Here is a 22,476-nt window from a genome sequence, read left to right on the forward strand (position 1 = left end):
GCGTTGAGGGTGGGGCCGGTGCTGGGCCGGGAGAAGTCAGGTGGTGACGTGGGCGGTGGCTTCGGAGAGGGACTTCGCGAACGCCAGGACGTGGTTGACGGCCTCGGGGCCGTCGGCCGCCTCGCTGACCCGGAGCGAGAGGTCGTCGGCGGTGATGGCGCCGGTGTAGCCGTGATCGGCCTCGCAGTTTTCGTCGCCGCACGTGGCCGGCTCCAGATCGACGTGGGAGATGGCGCCCCAGCCGATCGTGAGGGTCACTTCCGTGGGCGGGACGCCGGGCGCGTAGGAGGCGGGGTCGGGCACCACGCGGGTGACGGCGACCGACTGGACGCGGCTCAGGCGCACGGCCTCCGTGGTGGTGGAGGCGTGGGATGCGGAGACACCCTCCACCGCCGGGTGCTCGTCGGTGTGGCAGACCAGCAGCCGCGTCGTCGTCAGCACCAGGACCGTGACGTGCCTGCGCACCTCCATGGCGGGATCGAAAGTCGCCTCGTGGTGCACCACGAACGCGGTCACGACCTCCTTGCCCAGCGCGGATTCGACCGCGTCGGTGACGAGGTCGGGATAATAGCCGCTGCGCTCGATCGCTTCGCGCAGGCCCGCGGCGGAGACTCGGGTTTCCCTCATGGGTCCATCCTGCCAGGACCGGGCAGTGCACTCACCCGCCGGATATAACGCTCTATAACGGTCTGTATTCAGGCAACACACAACACTCTGTTCACGCATTCGCTCAAGGCGAATCAGGAGAGCCGGCGCGGGCCACCGTCCAGACGCGGGCCCGCCGGCGTGCGAAGGGTGGCGCGGGCGCCGAGGATCATGACGTCCGACTCCCCCACGAGCACCTGGTCGAGGTCCAGCCGGGCCAGCTCCGGCAGGTCACCGGCCAGACGGCCGACGCGTACGAGCAGATCTTCCAGGGCGTCGACGGCCACTGGAGGGTAGCCGTACTCGCCGAACAGGAGCGGAGCCGCGCGTACGGAGCGCACCAGGGCGGCGGCGTCCTCGCCGGTCAGCGGGGCCAGGCGGAAACCCTGGTCCTGCAGCAGCCGGGCGGTCACCTCGCCCAGCCCGAACGACACGACCGGCCCGAACGCTGGGTTCTCGATGACGCCCACGACGGTCGGCACGGCGGGCTGCGGAGCCATGCGCTGGACCGCGAGCTCAGCTCCTTCGCCCAGTTGCACGGCGAACTCCGTGTAGGCGTTGCGGATCATCTCCGGCCCGGTCAACCCCAGGCGCACCGTCCCGGCTCTGCGTGAGGCGCCCGGGTCGGCGACCTTGACCACCACGGGCCAGCCCAGGCGCTCGGCCGCCGCCACCGCCTCGTCGGCAGAGCGCACCATCTCGGCCGGCCACACGGTCAGGCCGTAGCAGGACAGCAGCTCGGTGGGGTCGATCTCGACCGGCGGCCCCGGCTCGGCGAACACGCCCGACGAGCCAAGCCGCCCGACATCCGGCCCTCCGCCCAGCTCCCCGCCCGACGCCCCAGACGGCGTCCCGGGGGGCGTCGCGCCCGGCGGCTCAGACGGTGTCCCAGACGGACTTCCGGCCGCCGCGCCGGCTGACACGGCGGCCGTCTCTCTCGGCGGCCCACCGGACGACGTGGCGGCCACCGCACCGGGCGACGCGGTGGCCGGTTCACCGGACGGGCCGGTGGTCGCCGTACCGGGTGATCCATCAGGCGGCGCGGTGAGCGCCTCTCCCGGCGAGGGCTCAGCGGTCCTCTCGCCCGATGCCGGAGCTGTGCCCGCGTCTCGTGACACGGCGGCGTCTCCAGAAGTGGTGGCGGCCAGGGTGGTGCGGGCCAGGGATCGGGCGCGGGTGGTGTCGATGTCGTCGAGTTCCGGTGGCGGCACCGCCGGGTGCGCCCGCCACCTCGCGTACCGCACCACGTGCGCCAGCGCCCTCACCGCCTCCTCGGGCGCCGCGTACGAGGGGATGGAGCACCTCCCGGGCGTCGCTGAGCCGGTCTCGACACGCAGTGCCGGGTGCATGCCCAGGTGGCCGTGGTACGTGGCCACCACCGGCTTGGCGACGCCCTTGGAGACGCGCAGCAGCTCGGCGGCCACCTCGTCGGACGCGCCCGGGATGGGCGGCATGTGGATCACGACGGCGGCGTCGACGTCGGGGGAGGACAACTCGCCGGCGAGCGCCGTACCGAACTCCGAGGGACCCGCGGCGGGACCGAGGTTGACCGGCGGGCGGGGCTCGAGGCCCGCGGCGAGGCAGGCGTCGGCGGCGAGCAGGCCGAGCGCGTCGGAGTTGGTCACGAGCGCGACCCTGGGCCCGGCGGGCAGCGGCTGGTACGCCAGCACCTGCCCCACGTCGAACAGCTGGATGAGGTCGTCGACCCTGATCAGCCCCGCCTGCTCGAACAGGGAGCTGATCGCCGAGTCGGGCAGCCCGAGCGCCTCCGCCGAGTGACCCGCGGGGGTGCCGCCGCTCTTGACCACCACGATGGGCTTGCGGCGGGCGATGCGCCGGGCCAGCCGGGTGAACTTGCGCGGATTGCCGAGCGACTCCAGGTAGAGCAGGATCACGTCGGTGGAGTCGTCTTCCTCCCAATACTGCAGCAGGTCGTTGCCGGACACGTCGGCCCGGTTGCCCGCGGAGACGAACGACGAGATGCCCATGCCCCGCTGCGCCACCCGCTGGAGCAGCGCGGTGCCGAGCGCGCCCGACTGGCTGAAGAACCCCACCTTGCCCCGGCCGGGCACGGTGGGGGCGAGGGTGGCGTTGAGCTTGACGGCCGGGTCGGTGTTGGCGATGCCGAGGCAGTTGGGGCCGACGACGCGCAGGCCGTAGGAGCGGGCGATCCGGGCGAGCTCGTCCTGCCTGGCCCGGCCCGGCGCGCCCGTCTCGCCGAACCCCGACGAGACCACGACCAGCCCGTGCACGCCCTTCTCCGCGCACTCCTTGACCACGTCGATCACGCTCTCGGCCGGCACGGCCACCACGGCCAGGTCGACCTCGTCGTCGATCGCCGTCACGCTCGGATAGGCGCGTACGCCGTGCACCGCCCGCACCTCGCGGTGCACGGGATAGACGGGGCCGGTGAAGCCGGCGGCCAGCAGGTTGCGCAGGACGCTCTGGCCGACGCCTCCGGGCTCGCGCGAGGCGCCGATGACCGCGACGGAGCCGGGGGTGAGCAGCCGGGCGATCGACCTGGCCTCGGCGCGGTGCTCGCGGGCGGCCCTGACCTCGGCCGAGGTGTCGGTGGGGGTGAGGTCGAGCGTCATGCGTACGACGCCGTCGGCGAACTGGCTCTGGGCCGTGTAGCCCGCCTGCCGCAGCAGGTTCGTCATCCGCATGTTGGCGGGCAGGACGTCGGCGACGAAGCGTTCGATGCCGCGCTCGCGGGCCGTGGCCGCCAGGTGCTCCAGGAGCACGGAGGCCACTCCCCTGCCCTGGTGCGCGTCCTCGACGAGGAAGGCGACCTCGGCCTCGCCGGGGCCGGTGCGGTCGTAGCGGATGACGGCGACCATCTCGTCGCCGATGGTGGCGATCAGCGCGACCCGGTTGACGTAGTCGACGTTGGTGAAGCGTGCGACTTCCTTGTCGGACAGCCGCGGACGAGGCCCGAAGAAGCGGAAATAGATCGACTCGTCGGACAGGCGGGAGTAGAAGGAACGGAGCCGATCGGCGTCGGCGGGCCTGATCGGCCTGACATGTGCGGTGCCGCCGTCGGCCAGGACGACATCCGCCTCCCAGTGAGCCGGATACTGTTCCTCCACAGTCCTGAGCGTAAACCCGCATCCCACATGCCAAGACTCGGGGCCCCAGTTGGGCAACGCTTGTGCATCGACTGCTGCCCTGTGTGACGGGTCCGTCCCACGAGCAGCCCCGAAGCTGTTAGTTTTGCCGTGGCCAGGCTCGTTCCGAAGGCAGCAAGGTGGTGACATCATGACGCGGGTCGTCGTGGTGGGCGATCTCATGACCGACGCGGTCGCGCGCGCCCGTTATGCGCTCGCCAGGGCGAGCGACACCCCGGCGATCGTGACCATGCACGGCGGGGGCTCGGGGGCGAACATCGCCTCGTGGCTGGCCGTCGAGGGCGCGGAGGTGGCCTACATCGGCCGCAGGGGCGCCGACATCACGGGGCGAAACCGTGACATGGAGCTGATGGGCTACGGCGTCGACGCCCGGCTCGTCATGGACCCCGAGCGGCCCACCGGCACCTGCGTGGTGCTCGTGACGCACAAGGGCGAGCGCACCATGTTGTCCGACCCCGGCGCCAACGCGGCGCTGTCGCCGGAGGACCTGCCGCGTGACCTGTTCGGCCAGGGCACCCATCTGCACCTGTCCGGCTACACGCTGATCAACGAGGGTTCGCGCGACGCCGGTCTCGCGGCGCTCGACATGGCCAGGCGCACCGGCATGTCGATCTCGGTCGACTGCGCCTCGTCCGCGCCGCTGGAGCGCACGGGCGCCGAGCCGTTCCTCGAGTGGACCAACGGCGCCAAGCTGCTGTTCGCCAACATCGACCAGGCCAAGGTCCTGACGGGCCGCGACGAGCCCGAGGCCGCCGCCAAGGTGCTCACCGCGTGGTTCCCGCAGGTCGTGATCAAGATGAGCGCCGAGGGCGCACTGTGGTATACCAACGGCCGCCCCGATCCGGTCCGGGTCGCCGCCGAGCCGGTCGACAAGATCGTCGACGGCACCGGTGCGGGTGACGCGTTCTCCGCCGGGTTCCTGCCGCCGTGGCTCGAAGGCAAGCCGCCGGCGGAGGCGCTGGCGTCGGGTTGCCGCCTGGCGGCCAAGGCCATCATGCACCTGGGAGCGCGTCCCCCGTTCTAGTGTCGCACCAGGCACGTGTCCACCCCGCAGGTCCAGTCGCCGTGCCCGGCACGGATGCGTGGGCGTAACGCCCGCTGCTGGGTCAACCGGGCCGGCTGGTGCTGCCGCCCGCGCACGGCATGGGTGACCGGCGACGTTCACGCCGCCCCGGCGCCGGGAGCCCAAGAGGATCGCGACGTCGAACGGGCCGGACACGGCCTGCCGCCCTCCGGCCTGGAGGCCGATACGTCGCTCTCCACCACGTGAAGGCAGAGAACATGACCGCACAGATCGACCATGAGCTGATCCAGGCCGCGGCGCATGTCGCGGCCACACGCTGCCGCGGCGACAACCACACCATGGCGGCCGCGGCCCGCGACCACGAGGGCCGGATCATCACGGCGGTGAACGCCTACCACTTCACCGGCGGCCCCTGCGCCGAGCTGGTCCTCATCGGCGCGGCCGCCGCGCAGGGCGCCTACGACCTGGACACCATCGTCGCCGTGGGCGACCGCGATCGCGGCGTCGTGCCCCCGTGCGGCCGCTGCCGCCAGGTCCTGCTCGACTACTTCCCCGCCCTCAAGGTCATCGTCGGCACACGTGACAGGCTCCGCACCGTCCCCATCACCGATCTGCTTCCCGACAGCTACGTCTGGGCGGACCACCAGCTCGACGCCGAGGGGGACGCGCCGCTTTGCACGCGCTGATCATGGTGCGAAGGTCGCCTGACACGGCGCAGGCGAGCCGGCGGCTCCCGCTCCAGGCGCCCTTCCGGCACTATGGTGAGCGATGATGCATCATCGGGATTCGAGGGAGCCGGATGGGCGGCGTGCGTCCGTAACGGCCGGGTGACCCGCCGCCGGTCGGCTCGTACAAGATCATCGGATTTCTCGGCGAGGGCGGTCAGGGCAGCGTCCATCTCGGCGCCTCCCCCTCCGGCGAGCAGGTCGCCATCAAGCTGCTGCACGCCAGGTTCACCGACGAAGAGCAGGCCGTGCGCCGGTTCCGCCGCGAGGCGGAGGCGGCGCGGCCTGATCGCCAAGACCTGGAGCCCTGACTGGCCCGACCCTGGCGCGTTCCTGCCGTTGATCGCGGACAGCAGGGAGATCAACGAGAAGGACAACTCGATCAACGTGAGCGTGCGCGTCAAGGAGATCGACACGCTCATGGACCAGGTCAGGACCGAACTCGACCCCGCCAGCCGGCCCGACCTGTGGACGCGGGTGGAGCAGCGGCTCGCCGAGGAGGCCGTGCTCGTGCCACTGGCCTGGCGGACCCCCTTGCTGCTGCGCGGGGTCAGGGCCGCCAACGTCCATGTCAGCCCGGTCTATGGCAACTACGACCTGGTCACGATGGGTCTCGCCTGACCGGCCGTACCGGTCAGGACGTGGTGGCCAGGGCGAGCGGGAGCACGGCGGGCGCCCCGGCGTGGCGCACCATGGCCGCGCCCAGCGTCATCGTCCACCCCGTGTCGACGCGGTCGTCGATGAGCAGGACGGGGCCGCCGCACTGCGCGATCGCGGCGCCCACGTCCTTCGGCATGGCGAGCGTGCCCCTGATCGCCTGCACCCGTTTGGCGCTGTTGAACTGCTGCCCGGGCGAGCCCGCGCGGTAGCCCAGCTCTCCCAGGTACGACAGCCGCCCGACCTGGGCCAGCCGTTCGGCGAACGTGCGCACCAGCTTGGGCCGCGTCGCGGACGGCACGCTGACCACGGCCACCGGGCGCTCGCGCCAGTCCCACCCGGACAGCACCTTCACCACGGCCGCGAACATGTCGTCGGCCATCGGCCCGTCGCCGGCGTTGAACATTTCGCGCAGCCGGTTGCCCCACCCGATGTCGGTCAGCCGCCCCAGCGCCCTGCCGGGCTCGGCGCCCAGTTCGGGTTTGATCCGGCCGGACAGGTCGGGCAGCCCGGTGGGCCACTGCCTGCGGGCCTCGATCTCGACGCCGGGCCTGCTCAGCCGCTCGCGGGCGCCCTCGACGGCCTGCGCGCCGATCTCCGTCGAGCGGTGCGTGCCGGTGCAGTTGTCGCAGCGGCCGCACGGCGTGGCGGTCTCGTCGTCGAGGTGCCCGCGCAGGAACTGCTCCCGGCACTCGGAGGTGGTCAGGTAGCTGAGCATGGCGTCCTGCTCGGCCCTGCGTTCCGCGGCGATGCGGGCGTAACGCTCGGTGTCGTAGGCCCACGGCTGCCCGGTGGCCTCCCAGCCGCCCTTGACCCGGCGGACCGCGCCGTCGACGTCGAGGACCTTGAGCATCATCTCCAGCCGGCTGCGGCTCAGGTCGACGGCCGTTTCGAGCGCGGGGGTGGACATGACGCCGCGCTCCTCGAGGGTCTGGAGCGTGGTGCGTACGACGGGCTCGGGCGGGAAGGCCAGCGACGCGAAATAGGCCCAGATGTCGCGGTCTTCCGTGCCGGGCAGCAGGATGACCTCGGCCCGTTCGACGCCACGCCCGGCCCGGCCGACCTGCTGGTAGTAGGCGACGGGCGACTGCGGCGCTCCCACGTGGACCACGAACCCGAGATCGGGTTTGTCGAACCCCATCCCGAGCGCGCTCGTCGCCACCAGCGCCTTGATCCGGTTGCCGAGCAGCGCCTCCTCCGCCGCCAGCCGCTCGGCCGGCTCGGTCTGGCCGGAATAGGCGGCCACCTCGAGCCCCTGCTCGCGCAGGTAGCCGGCGATCTCGTGGGCGGCGGCCACGGTGAGGGTGTAGACGATGCCGGAGCCGGGCAGCTCGCGCAAGGTCTGGGCCAGCCAGGCCAGCCGCTGCTCGGCGGACGGCAGGCGGACGACGCTCAGGTGCAGGCTCTCGCGTTCCAGCGGCCCGCGCAGCACGAGCGTGTCGTCTCCGCCCTCGGGCCGGAGCTCCGGGGGAAGACTCAACTGCTCGGCCACGTCGCGGGTGACGCGGGCGTTGGCGGTGGCGGTGGTGGCGAGCACGGGGATGCCCGGCGGCAGGTCGCCGAACAACGTCGCCAGCCTGCGGTAGTCGGGCCTGAAGTCGTGGCCCCAGTCGGAGATGCAGTGGGCCTCGTCGACCACGACCAGCCCCGCGCTCTCGGCCAGCTCGGGCAGGACGTTGTCGCGGAAGTCGGGGTTGTTGAGCCGCTCGGGGCTGACCAGCAGCACGTCGACCATGCCGTCGGCGACCTGCCCGTAGATCTCCTCCCACGCCTCGGGATTGGCGGAGTTGATCGTGACGGCCCTGATGCCGGCCCGCTCGGCGGCGGCGATCTGGTTGCGCATGAGGGCCAGCAGCGGGGAGACGATGACGGTGGGGCCCTCGCCGAGCTCGCGCAGGAGCGCGGTGGCCACGAAATAGACGGCCGACTTGCCCCAGCCGGTGCGCTGCACGACGAGCACCCTGCGGCGGTCGATCACGAGCGCCTCTATGGCGGACCACTGGTCGTCGCGGAGCACGGCGTGCTCGCCCGCCAGCGCCCGCAGCCGCGTCTCGGCCTCTTCCCTTAGCATCCCGGCATCGGGGGCGTCAATCATGCCTCCCTTGTTACCAGCTCCTCCGAGCGCTGTGGTGACAGAGGCCCGCAAAACCAGCATCTTTTACGGCATGCGTTCGGCGGCGCCGTGAACGACGACCACGTCAGGACGTGAGGCTACGCGTCGGCGTGCTCGGGGAAGGCGTTGATGGTGACGCGGTGCATCCGGCGGCGTTCGGTGTAGTCGGCGACCGCGTAGTGCTGGGTGGGGCGGTTGTCCCAGAAAGCCAGCGTCCCCGGCCGCCACCGCAGCCGGAGCTGGAACTCGGGCGAGCGGATGTGGTCGATCAGGAAGGGCAGGAGCGCCTCGTTCTCCCGGTCGCTCAACCCCACCAGCCGGGTCGTCGACGCCCGGTTGACGAAGAGCGCCTTGCGGCCGGTCTCGGCGTGCACGCGGACGACCGGGCGCTCGATCGGCGGCCACTTCGCCTGGATCTCGGCCAGGTCGAACGGGTGCCCTTTCGAGATGGCCTTCTTCATCGACATCGTGATGTCGTGCACGGCGGTCAGCTCGTCGCACAGCCGCTGCAGCGGCGGCGAGAGCGTCTCGTAGGCCAGGTACGTGTTGGCCCAGCACGTGTCGCCTCCCACGCCGGGCAGTTGGACGCAGCGCAGCAGCGAGCCCATCGGCGGGGTGGGCTCGAAGGTGTTGTCGCTGTGCCACTCGTCGCCGCCTTCCCCCTTGGGCGAGGTCTGGTCGAGCACGTGGATGGGGCTGTCGGCGTTCTTCTTGAAGGCGGGGTGGTTGAGCGTGCCGAAGTTGAGGGCGAACTGCAGGTGCTGCTCGTCGTCGATGTTCTGGTCGCGGAAGAACAGGACGAGGTGCTTGAGCCAGCCCCCGCGCAGGGTCGCGACCTCTTCCGGTGAGAGCGGCTTGCGCAGATCGACCCCGGTGACCTCGGCGCCGATGTGCTTCGTCACGGGATGAAACTCGATCATGACGCCTCCGAAGACGACGGGACCCTCGTGTCCGGAACGTAACACCCAAGCAATTGCTTGGTCAAGAAACTGCAGACCATCGAACATGTTTACGAGAAGTGGCGCGGATCGCGTATCATCTTGACGCCGGCGACGCGCACACCGCACACTCCCCGGCAACCCCGATCATCACCGAGGAGGCGTCTTGACGGCAGCGGCCCTCGCCCGCGCGGCCCCGCAGGCGGCCTGCGAAGGCATGAGCAACGCCATGGACACGTCACAACGCGCCTGGCTCGTGCCATCATCTCCAGGGGAGAAAACGTCACACCCGCACCGGTCTCGTGCCCGCACGCGCCTTCGGCCGCCATCGCGCCGCGACCGGGAGAGCTTACGTCGACGCCCCGCCCGCCGACCTGACGCCGCTCTGCCGGGCTGACGGTTACGGTTACCGCACAAGGACAGAAGGAGGATGCGCTTCCCCTCGGCGCGACGACCGAGGCAGCCGCGCAGCACAAGATGGCCCGACGCACGACTGCACCCCCACCTGAGGACTTCGAGGAGCGGATCGTCGACATCGACGTCTCCTCCGAGATGCGCACGAGCTACCTCGAATACGCCTACTCGGTGATCTACCAGCGCGCCCTGCCCGACGCCCGTGACGGCCTCAAGCCGGTGCAGCGGCGCATCCTCTACTCGATGAGCGAGATGGGCCTGCGCCCCGAGCGCGGCCACGTCAAGTCCTCGCGCGTCGTCGGCGACGTCATGGGCAAGCTGCACCCCCACGGCGACAACGCCATCTACGACGCGCTCGTCCGGCTGGCGCAGCCGTTCTCGATGCGCCTGCCGCTCGTCGACGGCCACGGCAACTTCGGCTCCCCCGACGACTCACCCGCCGCCATGCGTTACACCGAGGCCAGGCTGGCCCCGGCGGCGATGCTCATGGTCGAGTCGCTCGACGAGGACACCGTCGACTTCAAGCCCAACTACGACGGCCAGGAGACCGAGCCCACGGTCATGCCGTCGGCCTTCCCCAACCTCCTGGTCAACGGCACGAGCGGCATCGCGGTCGGCATGGCCACCAACATGGCCCCGCACAACCTCACCGAGGTCGTGGCCGCCGCCCGCCACCTGATCAAGAAGCCCGAGGCGACGCTCGACGAGCTGATGAAGTTCGTGCCGGGGCCCGACCTGCCGACCGGCGGCTCGATCATCGGGCTGCAGGGAGTGCGCGACGCGTACGAGACCGGGCGTGGCACGTTCCGCATGCGCGCCACGTGCACGGTCGAGCAGATCACCCCGCGCCGCAAGGGCATCGTCGTCACCGAGCTCCCCTACAACGTCGGCCCCGAGCGCGTGGTCACCAAGATCAAGGAGCTGGTGACCAGCAAGAAGCTCCAGGGCATCGCCGACCTCAAAGACCTCACCGACCGGCACAAGGGCCTGCGCCTGGTCATCGAGATCAAGAACGGGTTCATCCCCGAGGCCGTGCTGGAGGAGCTCTACCGGCTGACGCCGATGGAGGAGACCTTCGGCATCAACAACGTCGCCCTGGTCGACGGCGAGCCGCGCACGCTCGGGCTGCGCCAGATGCTCCAGGTCTATGTCGACCACCGGCTCGAGGTCGTGCGCCGCCGGTCGGAGTTCCGGCGCCGTAAGCGCGAGGAGCGCCTGCACCTGGTCGACGGCCTCATCATCGCGCTGCTCAACATCGACGAGGTCATCCAGGTCATCCGTTCCTCCGACGACTCGGCCCAGGCGCGCACCCGCCTGATGGACGTGTTCGAGCTGTCCGAGGTTCAGGCCGCCTACATCCTCGACACGCCGCTGCGCCGGCTGACCAAATACGACAAGCTGGAGCTCGACCGCGAGAAGCAGACGCTGAGCGACGAGATCGCCGCGCTGACCGAGATCCTCTCCTCGCCGACCAAGCTCCGCCAGGTGGTCTCGGGCGAGCTGGCCGACGTGGCCAAGCGCTACGGCACGCCGCGCCGGACCGTCCTGCTGGAGGCGCCGGGCGTCGCCCGCACCCCGATCCAGTCGCTCCAGGTGGCCGACGACCCGTGCCTGGCGCTGCTGTCCTCGACCGGCCTGCTGGCCCGCACCTCCGACGCCTCGCCGCTGGCGGGCGAGGGCGAGCGCACCGCGCACGACGTGCTGGTCTCCGTCGTCCGCACGTCCGTACGCGGCGAGGTGGGCGTGGTGACGTCGCACGGCCGGCTGATCCGCGTCCAGGTCGTCGACCTGCCGACGCTGCCGCCCTCGGCCAACCCGCCGTCGTTGTCAGGTGGCCATCCCGTCTCCGAATACGTCTCGCTCGAGCCCGACGAGAAGGTCGTCGGCCTCGGCTCGCTCGACCCCGACAGCCCCGGCCTGGCCCTGGGCACGGCACAGGGCGTGGTCAAACGGGTGGTGCCCGACTATCCGGCCAACCGCGACGACTTCGAGGTCATCACTTTGAAGGAAGGCGACCGCGTGGTGGGCGCCGTCGAGCTGGTGTCGGAGAGCCACGACCTGGTGTTCATCTCCTCCGACGCCCAGCTCCTGCGCTACTCCGCCGCGCTGGTGCGCCCGCAGGGGCGTCCCGCGGGAGGCATGACGGGCATCCGCCTCGACGGTGACGCGCGGGTGATCTGGTTCGGCGCCGTCGACCCCGAGCGTCCCGGCCATGTGGTCACGATCGCCGGCTCCTCCACGGCGCTGCCCGGCACGCAGGTGGGCGGTGGCAAGGTGTCCGACTACGCGGAGTTCCCGGCCAAGGGCCGGGCCACGGGCGGCGTCCGGGCGCAACGGTTCCTGAAGGGCGAGGACGAACTCCTGCTGGCCTGGGCCGGACCGGCTCCGGCCAAGGCCGTCTCCACGGTGGGCAAGCCCGTGCCGCTGCCGGAGGAGCTCGGCCGGCGGGACGGCTCGGGCGTCCGCCTCACCCACACGATCGGCGCCGTCGGCGGCGCCCTCGCCGCCGACCCTGCCGCCGACCCTGCCGCCGAACCCTCCGCCGACGGCGAGACATCCCTGGAGGAGTGACCGAGGCGCGCGGCCCCGCACCGGCTCCGTGTGAGGGGGAGGTGCCCCAGCACCGGCGACTCCGCACGTGGCGACGGAGCCGTCGAGGTGCCGACGACCAGCGCGCAGACGGGACGACCGTGACCGCCGTCCCCCTCGGCGGAACGGCCCGTGACACGCCGGCGGCGCCGCAGGCGGTGACGGCGCGACCGCTGAGGTCCCGGCGGCACCGCACGTGACGGCGCGACCGCTGAGGTCCCGGCGGCACCGCACGTGACGGCGCGACCGCTGAGGTCCCGGCGGCACCGCACGTGACGGCGCGACCGCTGAGGTCCCGGCGGCACCGGAGGCGCGCACGTGTGGAGCGACGTCACCGCGGGTGTCGACGGAACGGCCCTTGAGGTCCCGACGGTCACGCACGCGTGGGCGGGTGGCCGTCGGGGGCTGGTCGCCGGCGTTCGGTGGGTTGCCGGGCCGGTCGCGCGTAGCGCCTGGCCCCCGTGGGCCACGTCTCACGGGGCTGGGTGGGCTGATGTTATGAAATGCGCCTTACCTCCGATGGTCTGGGAGAGCGCTCTCTCACACCCTCGACTGGAGGTACCGTGTTCCCACCCAGACCCCCGTTATGGGCGACGGCCCTGGCCCTGGCCGGCTCGCTGATCGTCGCCCCACCCGCCGCGGCCGCCGCCGAACCGCTCACCGTCACCGACTTCGAGTCGGACGGCGTACCCGCCGGCGTGTACGCCTGGGGCAACGACGCGGCCTCGACCCCGGCGCTCACCGTCGTGCCCGACACCACCCGGCCGGAGGCGCCCGCCACGAACCGGGTGCTCACCTCGGTCTACGACGTGAGCCAGTGGGGCGGCTGGTCCCACGACCTGCCCGCCACGCAGGACTGGTCCGCGTACGAAGGGTTCTCCTTCTGGGTGAACGGCACCGCCTCGGGCCGGAAGATCTTCTTCGAGCTCAAGGACGGTGGCGGCGGACCGGGCAACGCCGAGCTGTTCGAGTCGTCGTTCACCGATGACACGGCGGGCTGGCGGCAGGTGAAGGTGCCGTTCGAGAGTTTCACCCGCCGCGCCGACCACCAGCCCGGCGGCGCCCCGACCGACGGCGAGCTGGACCTGGTCGCCATGTGGGGCTACGGCATGCGCCTGCCCACCGCTCAGGGCACCCTGCGGTGGGACGAGGTGCAGGTGTACGGGACCGCTCCCCCGCGCCCGGTGCGGCTGTCCACGGACCAGCCCGTCTACCCGGCGGACGAGAAGGACGAGGTACGGGTCAGCGTCACGGTCACCACGGCCACCGGAGAGCCGCTCCCCGCCGACCTGGCCGTGGACTACAGGACCGGCACGGGCACCGCGACCTCCGGCGACGACTACACGGCGGCCCAGGGCACGCTGTCGTTCCCCGCGGGCACCGCCTCAGGTTCGGCGCGGACGTTCACCGTCGAGATCAGGAAGGACCGGCGGAGCGAGGTCGCGGAGACCATCCCGATCGAGCTGTCGGGCACGGGCACGCGGCCTCCGGCCGAACCGCCGGTCATCGTCATCGACGCGCACGACCTGCCGTACCTGGACCCCCGCGAACCCGTCAAGGACCGCGTCTCCGACCTGCTCGGCAGGATGACGCTGGAGGAGAAGGTCGGCCAGATGACGCAGGCCGAGCGCGGCGCGCTGGCCAAGCAGAGCGACATCGCCACGTACCGGCTCGGCTCACTGCTGTCGGGAGGCGGGTCGGCGCCCGCCAGGAACACGCCGGAGGGGTGGGCCGACATGATCGACGCCTTCCAGCTCCAGGCCCGGCGGACGCGCCTGCAGGTGCCGCTGATCTACGGCGTCGACGCGGTGCACGGGCACAACAACGTGGTCGGCGCGACGATCTTCCCCCACAACGTCGGCCTGGGCGCCACCCGCGACGCCGGACTCGTCGAGAAGGCGGGCAAGATCACCGCCAGGGAGGTCAAGGCCACCGGCATCCCGTGGAACTTCGCCCCGTGCCTGTGCGTCTCGCGCGACGACCGGTGGGGCCGGACGTACGAGTCGTTCGGCGAGGACCCCGCGCTGGTGACGAGGATGGCCACCGTCATCGACGGGCTGCAGGACAACGGGGTGCTGGCCACCGCCAAGCACTACGTCGGCGACGGCGGCACCGCGTACGGCTCGTCCTCCACCGGCGACTACACCATCGACCAGGGCGTCACCCGGACGAGCCGCGAGGAACTGGCGGCGATCCACCTGGCGCCGTTCCAGGAGGCGGTCAAGCGCGGCGTCGCCACCGTGATGCCGTCGTTCTCCAGCGTGGACTTCGGCGACGGGCCGCTGAAGATGCACGCCCACGACGAGCTGATCAACGGCACGCTCAAGGGCAGGCTCGGGTTCGAGGGATTCGTGATCAGCGACTGGCAGGCCATCGACCAGATCCCCGGCGACTACCCGGGCGACGTGCGCACGTCGGTCAACGCGGGACTCGACATGATCATGGTGCCGTACGCCTACCCGGAGTTCACAGGAGCGCTCAAGGCCGAGGTAGAGGCCGGTCGGGTGCCGATCGCGCGGGTGGACGACGCGGTCGCCAGGATCCTGACGCAGAAGTTCCGGCTGGGGCTGTTCGAACGCCCGTACGCCGACCGATCCCGCCTCGGCGACGTGGGCTCGGCAGCGCACCGCGCGGTCGCCCGCACGGCCGCGGCCAGGTCGCAGGTGCTGCTGAAGAACGAGGACGGCCTGCTGCCGCTGCGGCGCGGCGCCAAGGTGTACGTGGCCGGCTCGAACGCCGACGACCTCGGCAACCAGTCGGGCGGCTGGACGATCAGCTGGCAGGGTTCGTCCGGTCCGATCACCACCGGCACCACGATCCTGCAGGCCGTCCGGTCTCGCGCCGGGTCCGTGACGTACTCGCGGGACGCCTCAGCCGACCTGGCCGGGCACGACGTGGGCGTCGTGGTGGTGGGCGAGACCCCGTACGCCGAGGGTCAGGGCGACGTGGGACGCGCGGGCCGCACGCTCGACCTGTCCCCCGCCGACCGGGCCGCCGTCGACCGGGTGTGCGGGGCGATGAAGTGCGCCGTCCTGGTGGTCTCCGGGCGTCCGATGGTGCTCGGCGACCTGTCGGGCGTCGAGGCCGTGGTCGCCTCGTGGCTGCCGGGGACCGAGGGCGACGGCGTGGCCGACCCCCTGTTCGGTGCGGTGCCGTACACGGGGCGGCTGCCGTTCACCTGGTTCCGCTCGGTCGAGCAGCTGCCGATCAACGTGGGCGACGCCGCCTACGATCCGCTGTTCCCGTACGGGTGGGGGCTGCGCACCGACCGCGCCCGCGACAGGCTCAAGGCCGTACGACACGAGCTCGCCGACGGCGACAGCCGGTCCAGGGCGGCGGCCCTGCTGCTGACGCCCGCGCTGTCGGACCGCCACTGGCGCGCCGACGGCTCCGTCCGCGACACGCGCGTGGTCCTGGGCGCGCTCGAAGCGGCCGCGGCACTGCTCGAACGTTCGCGGAGCGTCTCGTACGCCGAGGCCGACACGCTCGTCTCGGTCGCCAGAGACATCGCGCAGCGCACCGGCAAGCGGCCCGACCTGCAGGCCGCGGCCGACCACGAGCTGGCGGCGGGCGCGTACAGGAAGGCGGTGGACCTGCTGGCCCGGTCGATCCGCTGACATGGTTAAGGGGACTGGCCCCGGTGTGGGCGGGGTCAGTCCCCATCCCGGTCCCGGCGGCCCGGCCCGGGGAGCAGTCCCCATGACCCGGGCCGGGGTCGCTGGACCGGGAGCCTGCGTTCAGACCGTGCAGAGGCAGAACGGATGCCCGGCCGGGTCGAGGAACACCCGGAAGTTGTCGTCCTCGCTCGGCTGGTGCTCGTGCTTGCGCGCCCCGAGCTTGATGGCCTGCGCCTCGGCCTCGTCCATGTCGTCCACGGTGAGATCGAGGTGGATCTGCTGGGGGTGTTGCGGGTCGGGCCAGGCCGGCGGCCGGTGGTCGGGGGCGAGCTGGAAGGCCAGCCGTCTGGGCGGCCCGCCGTCCGAAACCACCACCCAGTCCTCCTCGACGGACGTGACCGGCCACCCGAGGAGGTTGGAGTAGAACTCCGCGAGTCCTTGGGGGTCGGGGCAATCCAACACGATGGTCCGGAACTGCGCGATGCCGCTCATCAATTCACCTTCCCGGCCTGTTTTGCCTGGCCGATCGGAGACAAGAATGTTGCCATGGCTGCCAACTCGTTCATGGTTCCACTCGGCACTCCCGCGCCGGCCTTCGACCTGACCGCCATCAACGGCGGGAGCGTCTCGCTGGAGGACCTCAAAGGCTCTCCCGCCACACTTGTGATCTTCCTGTCCAACCACTGCCCCTACGTACGGCATATCGAGGACGGCATCGGAGCCCTGGCCGCCGACTACGACGCGAGACTGTCGATCGTCGCCATCTCCAGCAACGACAGCGTGAACTACCCGGATGACGACCCGACACACCTGGCGGAGCAGGCCGAGCGGGCCGGATTCACGTTCCCGTACCTGCTGGACGAGACCCAGGAGGTGGCCAAGGCCTACCGGGCGGCGTGCACGCCCGATTTCTTCCTGTACGACGCGCAGATGCAGCTCGTCTACCGGGGAGAGTTCGACGGCTCCCGGCCGGGCAACTCGGAGCGGGTGACCGGCGCGTCCCTACGGGCGGCCATCGACGCCGTGCTGGCGGGCGACCCCGTGCCGGAGGATCAGCGCCCGTCACTCGGGTGCGGCATCAAGTGGAAGCCGGGCAACGCTCCCGCCTGAACGCTCGCGCCTGGCGCGTCCTCAGCCATGCGCGTCCTCAGCCATGCGCGTCCTCAGCCCTTGCGCGTCCTCAGCCCTGGCGCGTCCTCAGCCGGACGCCGCTATGGCGGACGGGATCGCGAGCAGCAGTTCGTGCGGCTCGCCGCCCTCCCAGTGCCGGATCAGCCGGGTGCCCGCCTCCCCCGGGTCGAAGCCCTCGCAGCCCAGCGGCCCGAAGCAACCCGCCTCATCCAACATGATGATCAGCGGGTCGTCCTCGGGGAGACCGGTCGCGTAGGCGGCGGTGTCGAGAAGCGCCAGCGCACTTCTGGCGTTACGGCCGCCGTCGTTGGACTCCACGCGGTCGAGGCGGCGCCAGGCCTGAACACGGAGAAACGCGGCAAGCGATTCGGACCTACTCACGAGTAACCTTCTTCGATCCCGTACACACGGCTACGACATCATCACGCAGAGCGAAGGGTGTTCGTGGGAGGTTTGCCAAGTCGGGCCATTCGTGACCCCCGGAGAGCATGAAGTTCGGAGGGTGAGGGATATTTGTGGTCATGAGAGCGTTCGACGACCTGTACGCCGCCAACGCGAAGTTCGCCAAGGAGTTCGAGAACTTCACCCTCACCGGCCGGGCGGCCCGCGGACTGGCCGTAGTGACCTGCATGGACTCCCGCATCGACCCGCTCGGACTGCTGGGTCTCAAACCCGGCGACGCCAAGATCCTCCGCAACGCCGGCGCCCGGGTGACGGACGACGTACTACGCACCCTGGTGCTGGCCGTCTACCTGCTGGGCGTCGATCGGGTGCTGGTGATGCCGCACACTGACTGCGGCATGTCGAAGGTGACGGACCCCGACGTGCACGCGCTCACCAGCGAGCAGGGAGTCGACACCCGCAGCCTGGAGTTTCACACCGTGCCCGACCAGGACGAGGCGCTGCGCCACGACCTCATGCGGATCCGCAGCACCCCGTTCCTGCCGAAGGACCTGCCGGTGACCGGCGCCATCTACGACGTCCACACCGGCCTGCTGACCCCGGCCCCGAGACAGGCGTCCGACGCGGCCTGACGTTCGTGCCCTTCCGTCAACGCAACTGGGAGTCGGCATTGCCCTGCTCCCAGGACGGCATGGTGACCTCACACTTCCGATCGCGCGGGCGCGCTCCGGCCACGGCCACCCTCCTCCGCCGATTCAACCGCCCGGAGAACCGGCCCATAGGAGCTGCCCTCGCACCCATTCCTCCTTCGACGCACCCCGAGGCGGCTCCTTCAGTGCACCCCGAGAGCGGCTCGTGGGTTCCTTGAGTGCACCCGAAAGCGCTCGTGGGTTCGGTGCGCCCGAGTTCGGCTCGCGGCTCCCCCGGCGCATTCCGAGGTCGGCTCGCAGGCTCCCTTCATGAGCCGGGAGTCGGCGAGCGAGCTCCTTCAGCGAGACCCGGAGTCGGCTAGCGGGCCCGCAAGAGCCTCGAGCCGGGCCCGCCTCATCGCCGCGCTCGCCTCTCTGTAGCCTCAAACGCCCCTGTCGCCACGCCATCGCAGGGATGCCCTGGAGTACAGACCGGGCTCCATTCGTCCCCCAGGGACCGCTCCAGCGCCGTCCAGCCCTCTCTCATCGCCCGTGACTGGTCAGAAAGGCGCCAAAACACAGGACGCCAGGGCGCCACACACCAACGCGCGCCGCAAAGCACGGCGGCTACCACCGAACCAGGGCCGCCGGAACCAGCGGCACCACGACGTGTCGCAGAACACCACCGAGGACCGCCCCACCAAGCGCCACTGATCCTCGCAGGACGTCGCAGAAGACCATGAGCATCGCCGGAACCAAGGCACCATCGACGACACGAGCACCGCAGGCTGCACACGCGTCACAGAGCACCGCCGGAACCACCGCACCGCCCAACACCACGGATCCCATTGAAGCCAGTGTGCAAGCCACGGGCGGTCACCGAAACGGGCGGGCGTCACGGAATCACAAGGGACGCCCGCAAACCGGCACCACGCAAACATCGCGGGCATCCATCAGCACCATGGACACGGAGCAATCCTGATCGTGTGGAGCGCCATGCGGCATCGTCGCCGTGGAGGCGCTCCACGCGGGCCGAAGCGTGGGGGCGTTATGCGTCGATGTGGTCGCGATCCACTTCGGCAGCGCTGTTGACGATGAACTCGCGGCGCGGCGCCACGTCGCTGCCCATCAGCAGGCTGAAGATGCCCTCGGCGCCCTCGGCGTCCTCGATGCGGACCCGCCGCAGGATGCGGTGGCGGGGATCCATCGTCGTCTCGGCCAGTTGGTCGGCGTCCATCTCGCCCAGTCCCTTGTAACGCTGCACCGGATCCTTCCAGCGCTTGCCGCGCCGCTCCAGATCGCGCAGCACCTTCTGCAACTCCCCGTCGGAGTAGCAGTAGATGTATTTCTCCTTGCCCCGGCCGGGGTTGGTCAGCTCGATGCGGTGCAGCGGCGGCACCGCGGCGAACACGCGCCCCGCCTCCACCATCGGCCGCATGTAGCGGTGGAAGAGGGTCAGCAGCAGGCAGCGGATGTGGGCGCCGTCGACGTCGGCGTCGGCCATGAGGATGACCTTGCCGTAGCGGGCCGCCTCGATGTCGAACGAGCGCCCCGAGCCCGCCCCGACCACCTGGATGATGGCGGCGCACTCGGCGTTTTTGAGCATGTCGCTCACGGACGCCTTCTGCACGTTGAGGATCTTGCCCCTGATCGGCAGCAGCGCCTGGAACTCCGAGTCGCGGGCCAGCTTGGCCGTGCCCAATGCCGAGTCACCCTCGACGATGAACAACTCGCTGCGGTCGACGTCGTCGCTGCGGCAGTCGACCAGCTTCGCCGGGAGCGCGGAACTCTCCAGCGCGCTCTTGCGCCGCTGGTTGTCGCGGTGCTCGCGGGCCGCGATGCGGGCCTTGGCCGCCGCGACGACCTTCTCCAGGACGGCCCTGAGCGGCTGCTTGTAGCCGCGCGGGGGGTTGGTGAACAGCTCTTTGAGCTCACGAGAGACCACGTGGGAGACGATGCGGGTGGCCGCGGAGGTGCCGAGCACCTCCTTGGTCTGGCCCTCGAACTGGGGCTCGGGAACGCGGACGGTGACCACCCCGGTCAGGCCCTCGGAGATGTCGTCCTTCGTCACCGGGTCGTCGCCGTTTTTCAGCAGGCGGGTCTCGCGCAGCACCTCGTTGACCGTGCGCACCAGCCCGCGCTCGAAACCGGTCAGGTGGGTGCCGCCCTTGGGCGTGGCGATGACGTTGACGAACGAGCGCACCGTCGACTCGTAGCCCCTGCCCCAGCGGACCGCCACGTCGACGAGAAGCTCGCGCTCCACCTGCGTGGGTGTCATGTGGCCCTGGTCGTCGAGGACCGGCACGGTCTCGTGGAAGTGACCGGAGCCCTGCAGGCGGAGCACGTCGCAGACGGCCTCGTCGCGGGCCAGGAACTCGGTGAACTCGGAGATGCCGCCGTCGAAGCGGAACTCCTCCTCGATGCGCTCCTCGTGCCTGCTGTCACAGACCGCGAGGGTCAGCCCAGGCACCAGGAACGCGGTCTGGCGCAGCCGCACGTGGATCTCGTCGAGCGAGACCTCGGCGTCAGGCAGGAAGATCTGCTTGTCGGCCCAGAAGCGCACGCGCGTGCCGGTGACGTCTCCCGGCAGCTTGTCGCCGATGCGCAGCCCGGACTTCTTCTTGAACTTGGCCGTCGGCCCCTCACCGTCGAAGACGCCGGTGACGCCGCGGCGGAAGCTGATCTCGTGCACCCGGCCGCCCAGGTCGACCTCCACGTCGAGCCGTGCGGACAGGGCGTTGACCACGGAGGCTCCGACGCCGTGCAGGCCGCCGGACGCGGCATAGGCGCCGCCGCCGAACTTGCCGCCCGCGTGCAGCTTGGTATAAACCAGCTCCACGCCGGCCAGCCCGCTCTTGGGCTCGACGTCCACCGGGATGCCGCGGCCGTTGTCGCGCACCTCGATGGAGCCGTCGGCGTGGAGCTCGACCTCGATGCGGTCGCAGTGGCCCGCGAGCGCCTCGTCGACGCCGTTGTCCACGATCTCCCAGAGGCAGTGCATGAGCCCGCGGCTGTCGGTGGACCCGATATACATGCCGGGTCGCTTGCGGACGGCCTCGAGGCCCTCAAGCACCGACAGGTGACGAGCCGTGTAACCCGCCTCCACTAGCGTCACTCCAGCTCCCCTGGGTCTAGGCATCGAACATGTGTGCGTAGCTTACCGTTCTTCCCGCACGCGCGCGTCCAAGCTTGCCATGGAGCCGCGTTTGGTGTTACCAACCGGCTGATCATTATTACTTTCGGACACATTCTGCTCTGGGCGTAGAGAGGGGGCGGTTGGGAACGTCCACGTCCGGTTAGATGTTGTTCCAAGTGACTGACGCCAGATCCTCGCTTCGGCGGGGGTGACCCGAAAGGCGATACGTGACTGGAGCTCTCGCCCCCGTTAAGCCGCTGACGGCCCTCGACCGCTGCGACCGCTGCGGTGCCCAGGCCTACATTCGCGCGACCCTGCCTGTGGGTGGGGAGCTGCTGTTCTGCGCCCATCATGGGCGTCAGCACATCGCAGCGCTGCGTGAAAAGGGCGCCGACATCCTGGACGAGTCGGCTCGCCTCAGCGAAACCCCAACTGTTGCCCCCAACGACGAGCGCTGACCGGCGCTGGTCGTGATGAGATAACCACATAGCGCGTAACAGCGCGGCGACCCCGGGCGTGCCCGGGGTCGCCGCGCTGCGTTCGCCCGGGCGCGGCTCACCCGTTTCTCGCCGGTGCACCCGCCACCCTGTAGTGATACCTTCCCGCGATCTCGAACCCCTCGCCGCGGTAGAGGGCCTGCGCGCTCCCGTTCCTGGCGGTGGTGACCAGGTAGGCGGAGCGCGTGCCCGCGTGCCCCACCAGGGCCCGCAGCACCGCGCGCGCCAAGCCCCGCCGGCGGGCGCCGGGCAATGTGGCCATGCAGTAGACGCCCAGCGTGTCCCCCTGCGGCACGCCCCGCCCGACGGACAACGCCACACCATCCTCCTCGTACGCCGCATACCAGGCCGGCACTCCGGTGCAGATGCGCTCGGCGTCCTCGACGCCCGCGCCGTAGCGCCCGTCCACGGCCCACCACGTCTCCAGCCAGCCCCGCCACGGCCGATCCTGGATCCTGACCTTGTACGCGGGCGCGTTCCCCGGCGTACCGGCCATGATCACGGTCGGGTCGACCAGCTCGTACCCTCTCCGCTCGAGCTCCTCGTCCAGGCCGGGCGCGGCCCTGGGCCCCAGCGAGAACACGCAGCGCTCCCCGCGCGTGTCGTAGAACGCCTCCGCGGCCTCGATGGCACCGCCGAGATCGCCAGGGGCGTGCAGCGGGAGCACGGAGTTGGCCCGCTTGGTCACACCACCGGCGTAACGCAGCACCCATCCGTCATGTACGCGCTGCTCGTAGGCAGGCCAGGCTTCATGCACCAGCACGTCGAAGTCCACCCGGTCTCTTATACACGTCTGAGGCTGCCGACGACTAGTCGAGTGTAGATCTCGGT

16 protein-coding genes are annotated in these 22,476 nt (G+C 70.7%); 8 read left to right on the top strand and 8 right to left on the bottom strand.

All coding sequences use genetic code 11. The features are described 5' to 3' along the window. Nucleotides 1-36 precede the first annotated feature (36 nt). Both E1292_RS39990 and E1292_RS54455 read right to left on the bottom strand, forming a co-directional pair. Nucleotides 37-627 (bottom strand): DUF5998 family protein, encoded by a 591-nt coding sequence (locus E1292_RS39990; RefSeq protein WP_132603917.1) that lies wholly within the window; start codon nucleotides 625-627, stop codon nucleotides 37-39. 113 nt (nucleotides 628-740) lie between these two features. After that, the gene (locus tag E1292_RS54455; protein WP_246090651.1) at nucleotides 741-3,734 is read right to left on the bottom strand and encodes a bifunctional acetate--CoA ligase family protein/GNAT family N-acetyltransferase; all 2,994 of its coding nucleotides are present in this window, start codon (nucleotides 3,732-3,734) and stop codon (nucleotides 741-743) included. Nucleotides 3,735-3,903: 169 nt separating this feature from the next. Between E1292_RS54455 and E1292_RS40005 the strand changes: the two genes are divergently transcribed. The 3 genes from E1292_RS40005 (at nucleotide 3,904) to E1292_RS40015 (ending at nucleotide 6,143) form a co-directional block, all read left to right on the top strand. Further along, nucleotides 3,904-4,797, top strand: coding sequence for a carbohydrate kinase family protein (locus E1292_RS40005; protein WP_132603920.1), 894 nt, complete (start codon nucleotides 3,904-3,906; stop codon nucleotides 4,795-4,797). 257 nt (nucleotides 4,798-5,054) lie between these two features. Beyond that, nucleotides 5,055-5,483: a cytidine/deoxycytidylate deaminase family protein gene (locus E1292_RS40010; protein WP_132603923.1), complete on the top strand. Its 429-nt coding sequence runs from the start codon at nucleotides 5,055-5,057 to the stop codon at nucleotides 5,481-5,483. A gap of 378 nt (nucleotides 5,484-5,861) precedes the next feature. Beyond that, the gene (locus tag E1292_RS40015; protein ID WP_132603926.1) at nucleotides 5,862-6,143 is read left to right on the top strand and encodes a hypothetical protein; all 282 of its coding nucleotides are present in this window, start codon (nucleotides 5,862-5,864) and stop codon (nucleotides 6,141-6,143) included. A gap of 13 nt (nucleotides 6,144-6,156) precedes the next feature. Here the strand turns inward: E1292_RS40015 and E1292_RS40020 are convergent, their stop codons facing one another. After that, on the bottom strand, nucleotides 6,157-8,274 hold the full coding sequence (locus E1292_RS40020) for a RecQ family ATP-dependent DNA helicase (protein WP_246090652.1): 2,118 nt from the start codon (nucleotides 8,272-8,274) through the stop codon (nucleotides 6,157-6,159). A gap of 116 nt (nucleotides 8,275-8,390) precedes the next feature. Next, nucleotides 8,391-9,212, bottom strand: a complete 822-nt coding sequence (locus E1292_RS40025) for a TauD/TfdA dioxygenase family protein (RefSeq protein WP_132603929.1) — start codon at nucleotides 9,210-9,212, stop codon at nucleotides 8,391-8,393. 495 nt (nucleotides 9,213-9,707) lie between these two features. Between E1292_RS40025 and E1292_RS40030 the strand changes: the two genes are divergently transcribed. Both E1292_RS40030 and E1292_RS40035 read left to right on the top strand, forming a co-directional pair. Continuing rightward, nucleotides 9,708-12,215, top strand: a complete 2,508-nt coding sequence (locus E1292_RS40030) for a DNA gyrase/topoisomerase IV subunit A (protein WP_132603932.1) — start codon at nucleotides 9,708-9,710, stop codon at nucleotides 12,213-12,215. A gap of 581 nt (nucleotides 12,216-12,796) precedes the next feature. Beyond that, entirely contained in the window at nucleotides 12,797-15,850 is a 3,054-nt protein-coding gene (locus tag E1292_RS40035; protein ID WP_246090653.1) for a glycoside hydrolase family 3 N-terminal domain-containing protein, read from the top strand. 120 nt (nucleotides 15,851-15,970) lie between these two features. Here E1292_RS40035 and E1292_RS40040 read toward each other — a convergent pair whose 3' ends face one another. Continuing rightward, on the bottom strand, nucleotides 15,971-16,342 hold the full coding sequence (locus tag E1292_RS40040) for a VOC family protein (protein ID WP_132603935.1): 372 nt from the start codon (nucleotides 16,340-16,342) through the stop codon (nucleotides 15,971-15,973). Between the two features lie 54 nt (nucleotides 16,343-16,396). On the opposite strand from E1292_RS40040, the gene E1292_RS40045 reads away from it, so the two are divergent. Beyond that, nucleotides 16,397-16,960, top strand: a complete 564-nt coding sequence (locus E1292_RS40045) for a thioredoxin family protein (RefSeq protein WP_132603938.1) — start codon at nucleotides 16,397-16,399, stop codon at nucleotides 16,958-16,960. Nucleotides 16,961-17,047: 87 nt separating this feature from the next. On the opposite strand, the gene E1292_RS40050 is transcribed toward E1292_RS40045, so the two are convergent. Continuing rightward, nucleotides 17,048-17,362 (bottom strand): hypothetical protein, encoded by a 315-nt coding sequence (locus tag E1292_RS40050; RefSeq protein ID WP_132603941.1) that lies wholly within the window; start codon nucleotides 17,360-17,362, stop codon nucleotides 17,048-17,050. Nucleotides 17,363-17,502: 140 nt separating this feature from the next. Between E1292_RS40050 and E1292_RS40055 the strand changes: the two genes are divergently transcribed. Continuing rightward, complete coding sequence (locus E1292_RS40055; protein WP_132603944.1) at nucleotides 17,503-18,015, top strand: beta-class carbonic anhydrase; 513 nt, start codon at nucleotides 17,503-17,505, stop codon at nucleotides 18,013-18,015. A 1,045-nt stretch (nucleotides 18,016-19,060) separates the two neighbouring features. On the opposite strand, the gene E1292_RS40060 is transcribed toward E1292_RS40055, so the two are convergent. Next, nucleotides 19,061-21,127: a DNA gyrase/topoisomerase IV subunit B gene (locus tag E1292_RS40060; RefSeq protein WP_246090654.1), complete on the bottom strand. Its 2,067-nt coding sequence runs from the start codon at nucleotides 21,125-21,127 to the stop codon at nucleotides 19,061-19,063. Between the two features lie 248 nt (nucleotides 21,128-21,375). Between E1292_RS40060 and E1292_RS40065 the strand changes: the two genes are divergently transcribed. Beyond that, a complete protein-coding gene (locus E1292_RS40065) occupies nucleotides 21,376-21,606 on the top strand; it encodes a DUF7455 domain-containing protein (RefSeq protein ID WP_132342023.1) in 231 nt (76 codons plus the stop codon). 97 nt (nucleotides 21,607-21,703) lie between these two features. On the opposite strand, the gene E1292_RS56335 is transcribed toward E1292_RS40065, so the two are convergent. Further along, nucleotides 21,704-22,476: GNAT family N-acetyltransferase (locus tag E1292_RS56335; RefSeq protein WP_342775756.1), on the bottom strand; the 773-nt coding region annotated here is incomplete at its 5' end.

Source organism: Nonomuraea deserti (assembly GCF_004348685.1).
GTDB lineage: Bacteria > Actinomycetota > Actinomycetes > Streptosporangiales > Streptosporangiaceae > Nonomuraea > Nonomuraea deserti.

Bases quoted from the DNA above. Each gene is read 5' to 3' on its own strand.
- E1292_RS40025 (WP_132603929.1), bottom strand. From the start codon at position 9,212: ATGATCGAGTTTCATCCCGTGACGAAGCACATCGGCGCCGAGGTCACC.
- E1292_RS40010 (WP_132603923.1), top strand. From the start codon at position 5,055: ATGACCGCACAGATCGACCATGAGCTGATCCAGGCCGCGGCGCATGTC.
- E1292_RS40040 (WP_132603935.1), bottom strand. From the start codon at position 16,342: ATGAGCGGCATCGCGCAGTTCCGGACCATCGTGTTGGATTGCCCCGAC.
- E1292_RS40055 (WP_132603944.1), top strand. From the start codon at position 17,503: ATGAGAGCGTTCGACGACCTGTACGCCGCCAACGCGAAGTTCGCCAAG.
- E1292_RS40030 (WP_132603932.1), top strand. From the start codon at position 9,708: ATGGCCCGACGCACGACTGCACCCCCACCTGAGGACTTCGAGGAGCGG.
- E1292_RS40045 (WP_132603938.1), top strand. From the start codon at position 16,397: ATGGCTGCCAACTCGTTCATGGTTCCACTCGGCACTCCCGCGCCGGCC.
- E1292_RS39990 (WP_132603917.1), bottom strand. From the start codon at position 627: ATGAGGGAAACCCGAGTCTCCGCCGCGGGCCTGCGCGAAGCGATCGAG.
- E1292_RS40005 (WP_132603920.1), top strand. From the start codon at position 3,904: ATGACGCGGGTCGTCGTGGTGGGCGATCTCATGACCGACGCGGTCGCG.
- E1292_RS40020 (WP_246090652.1), bottom strand. From the start codon at position 8,274: ATGATTGACGCCCCCGATGCCGGGATGCTAAGGGAAGAGGCCGAGACG.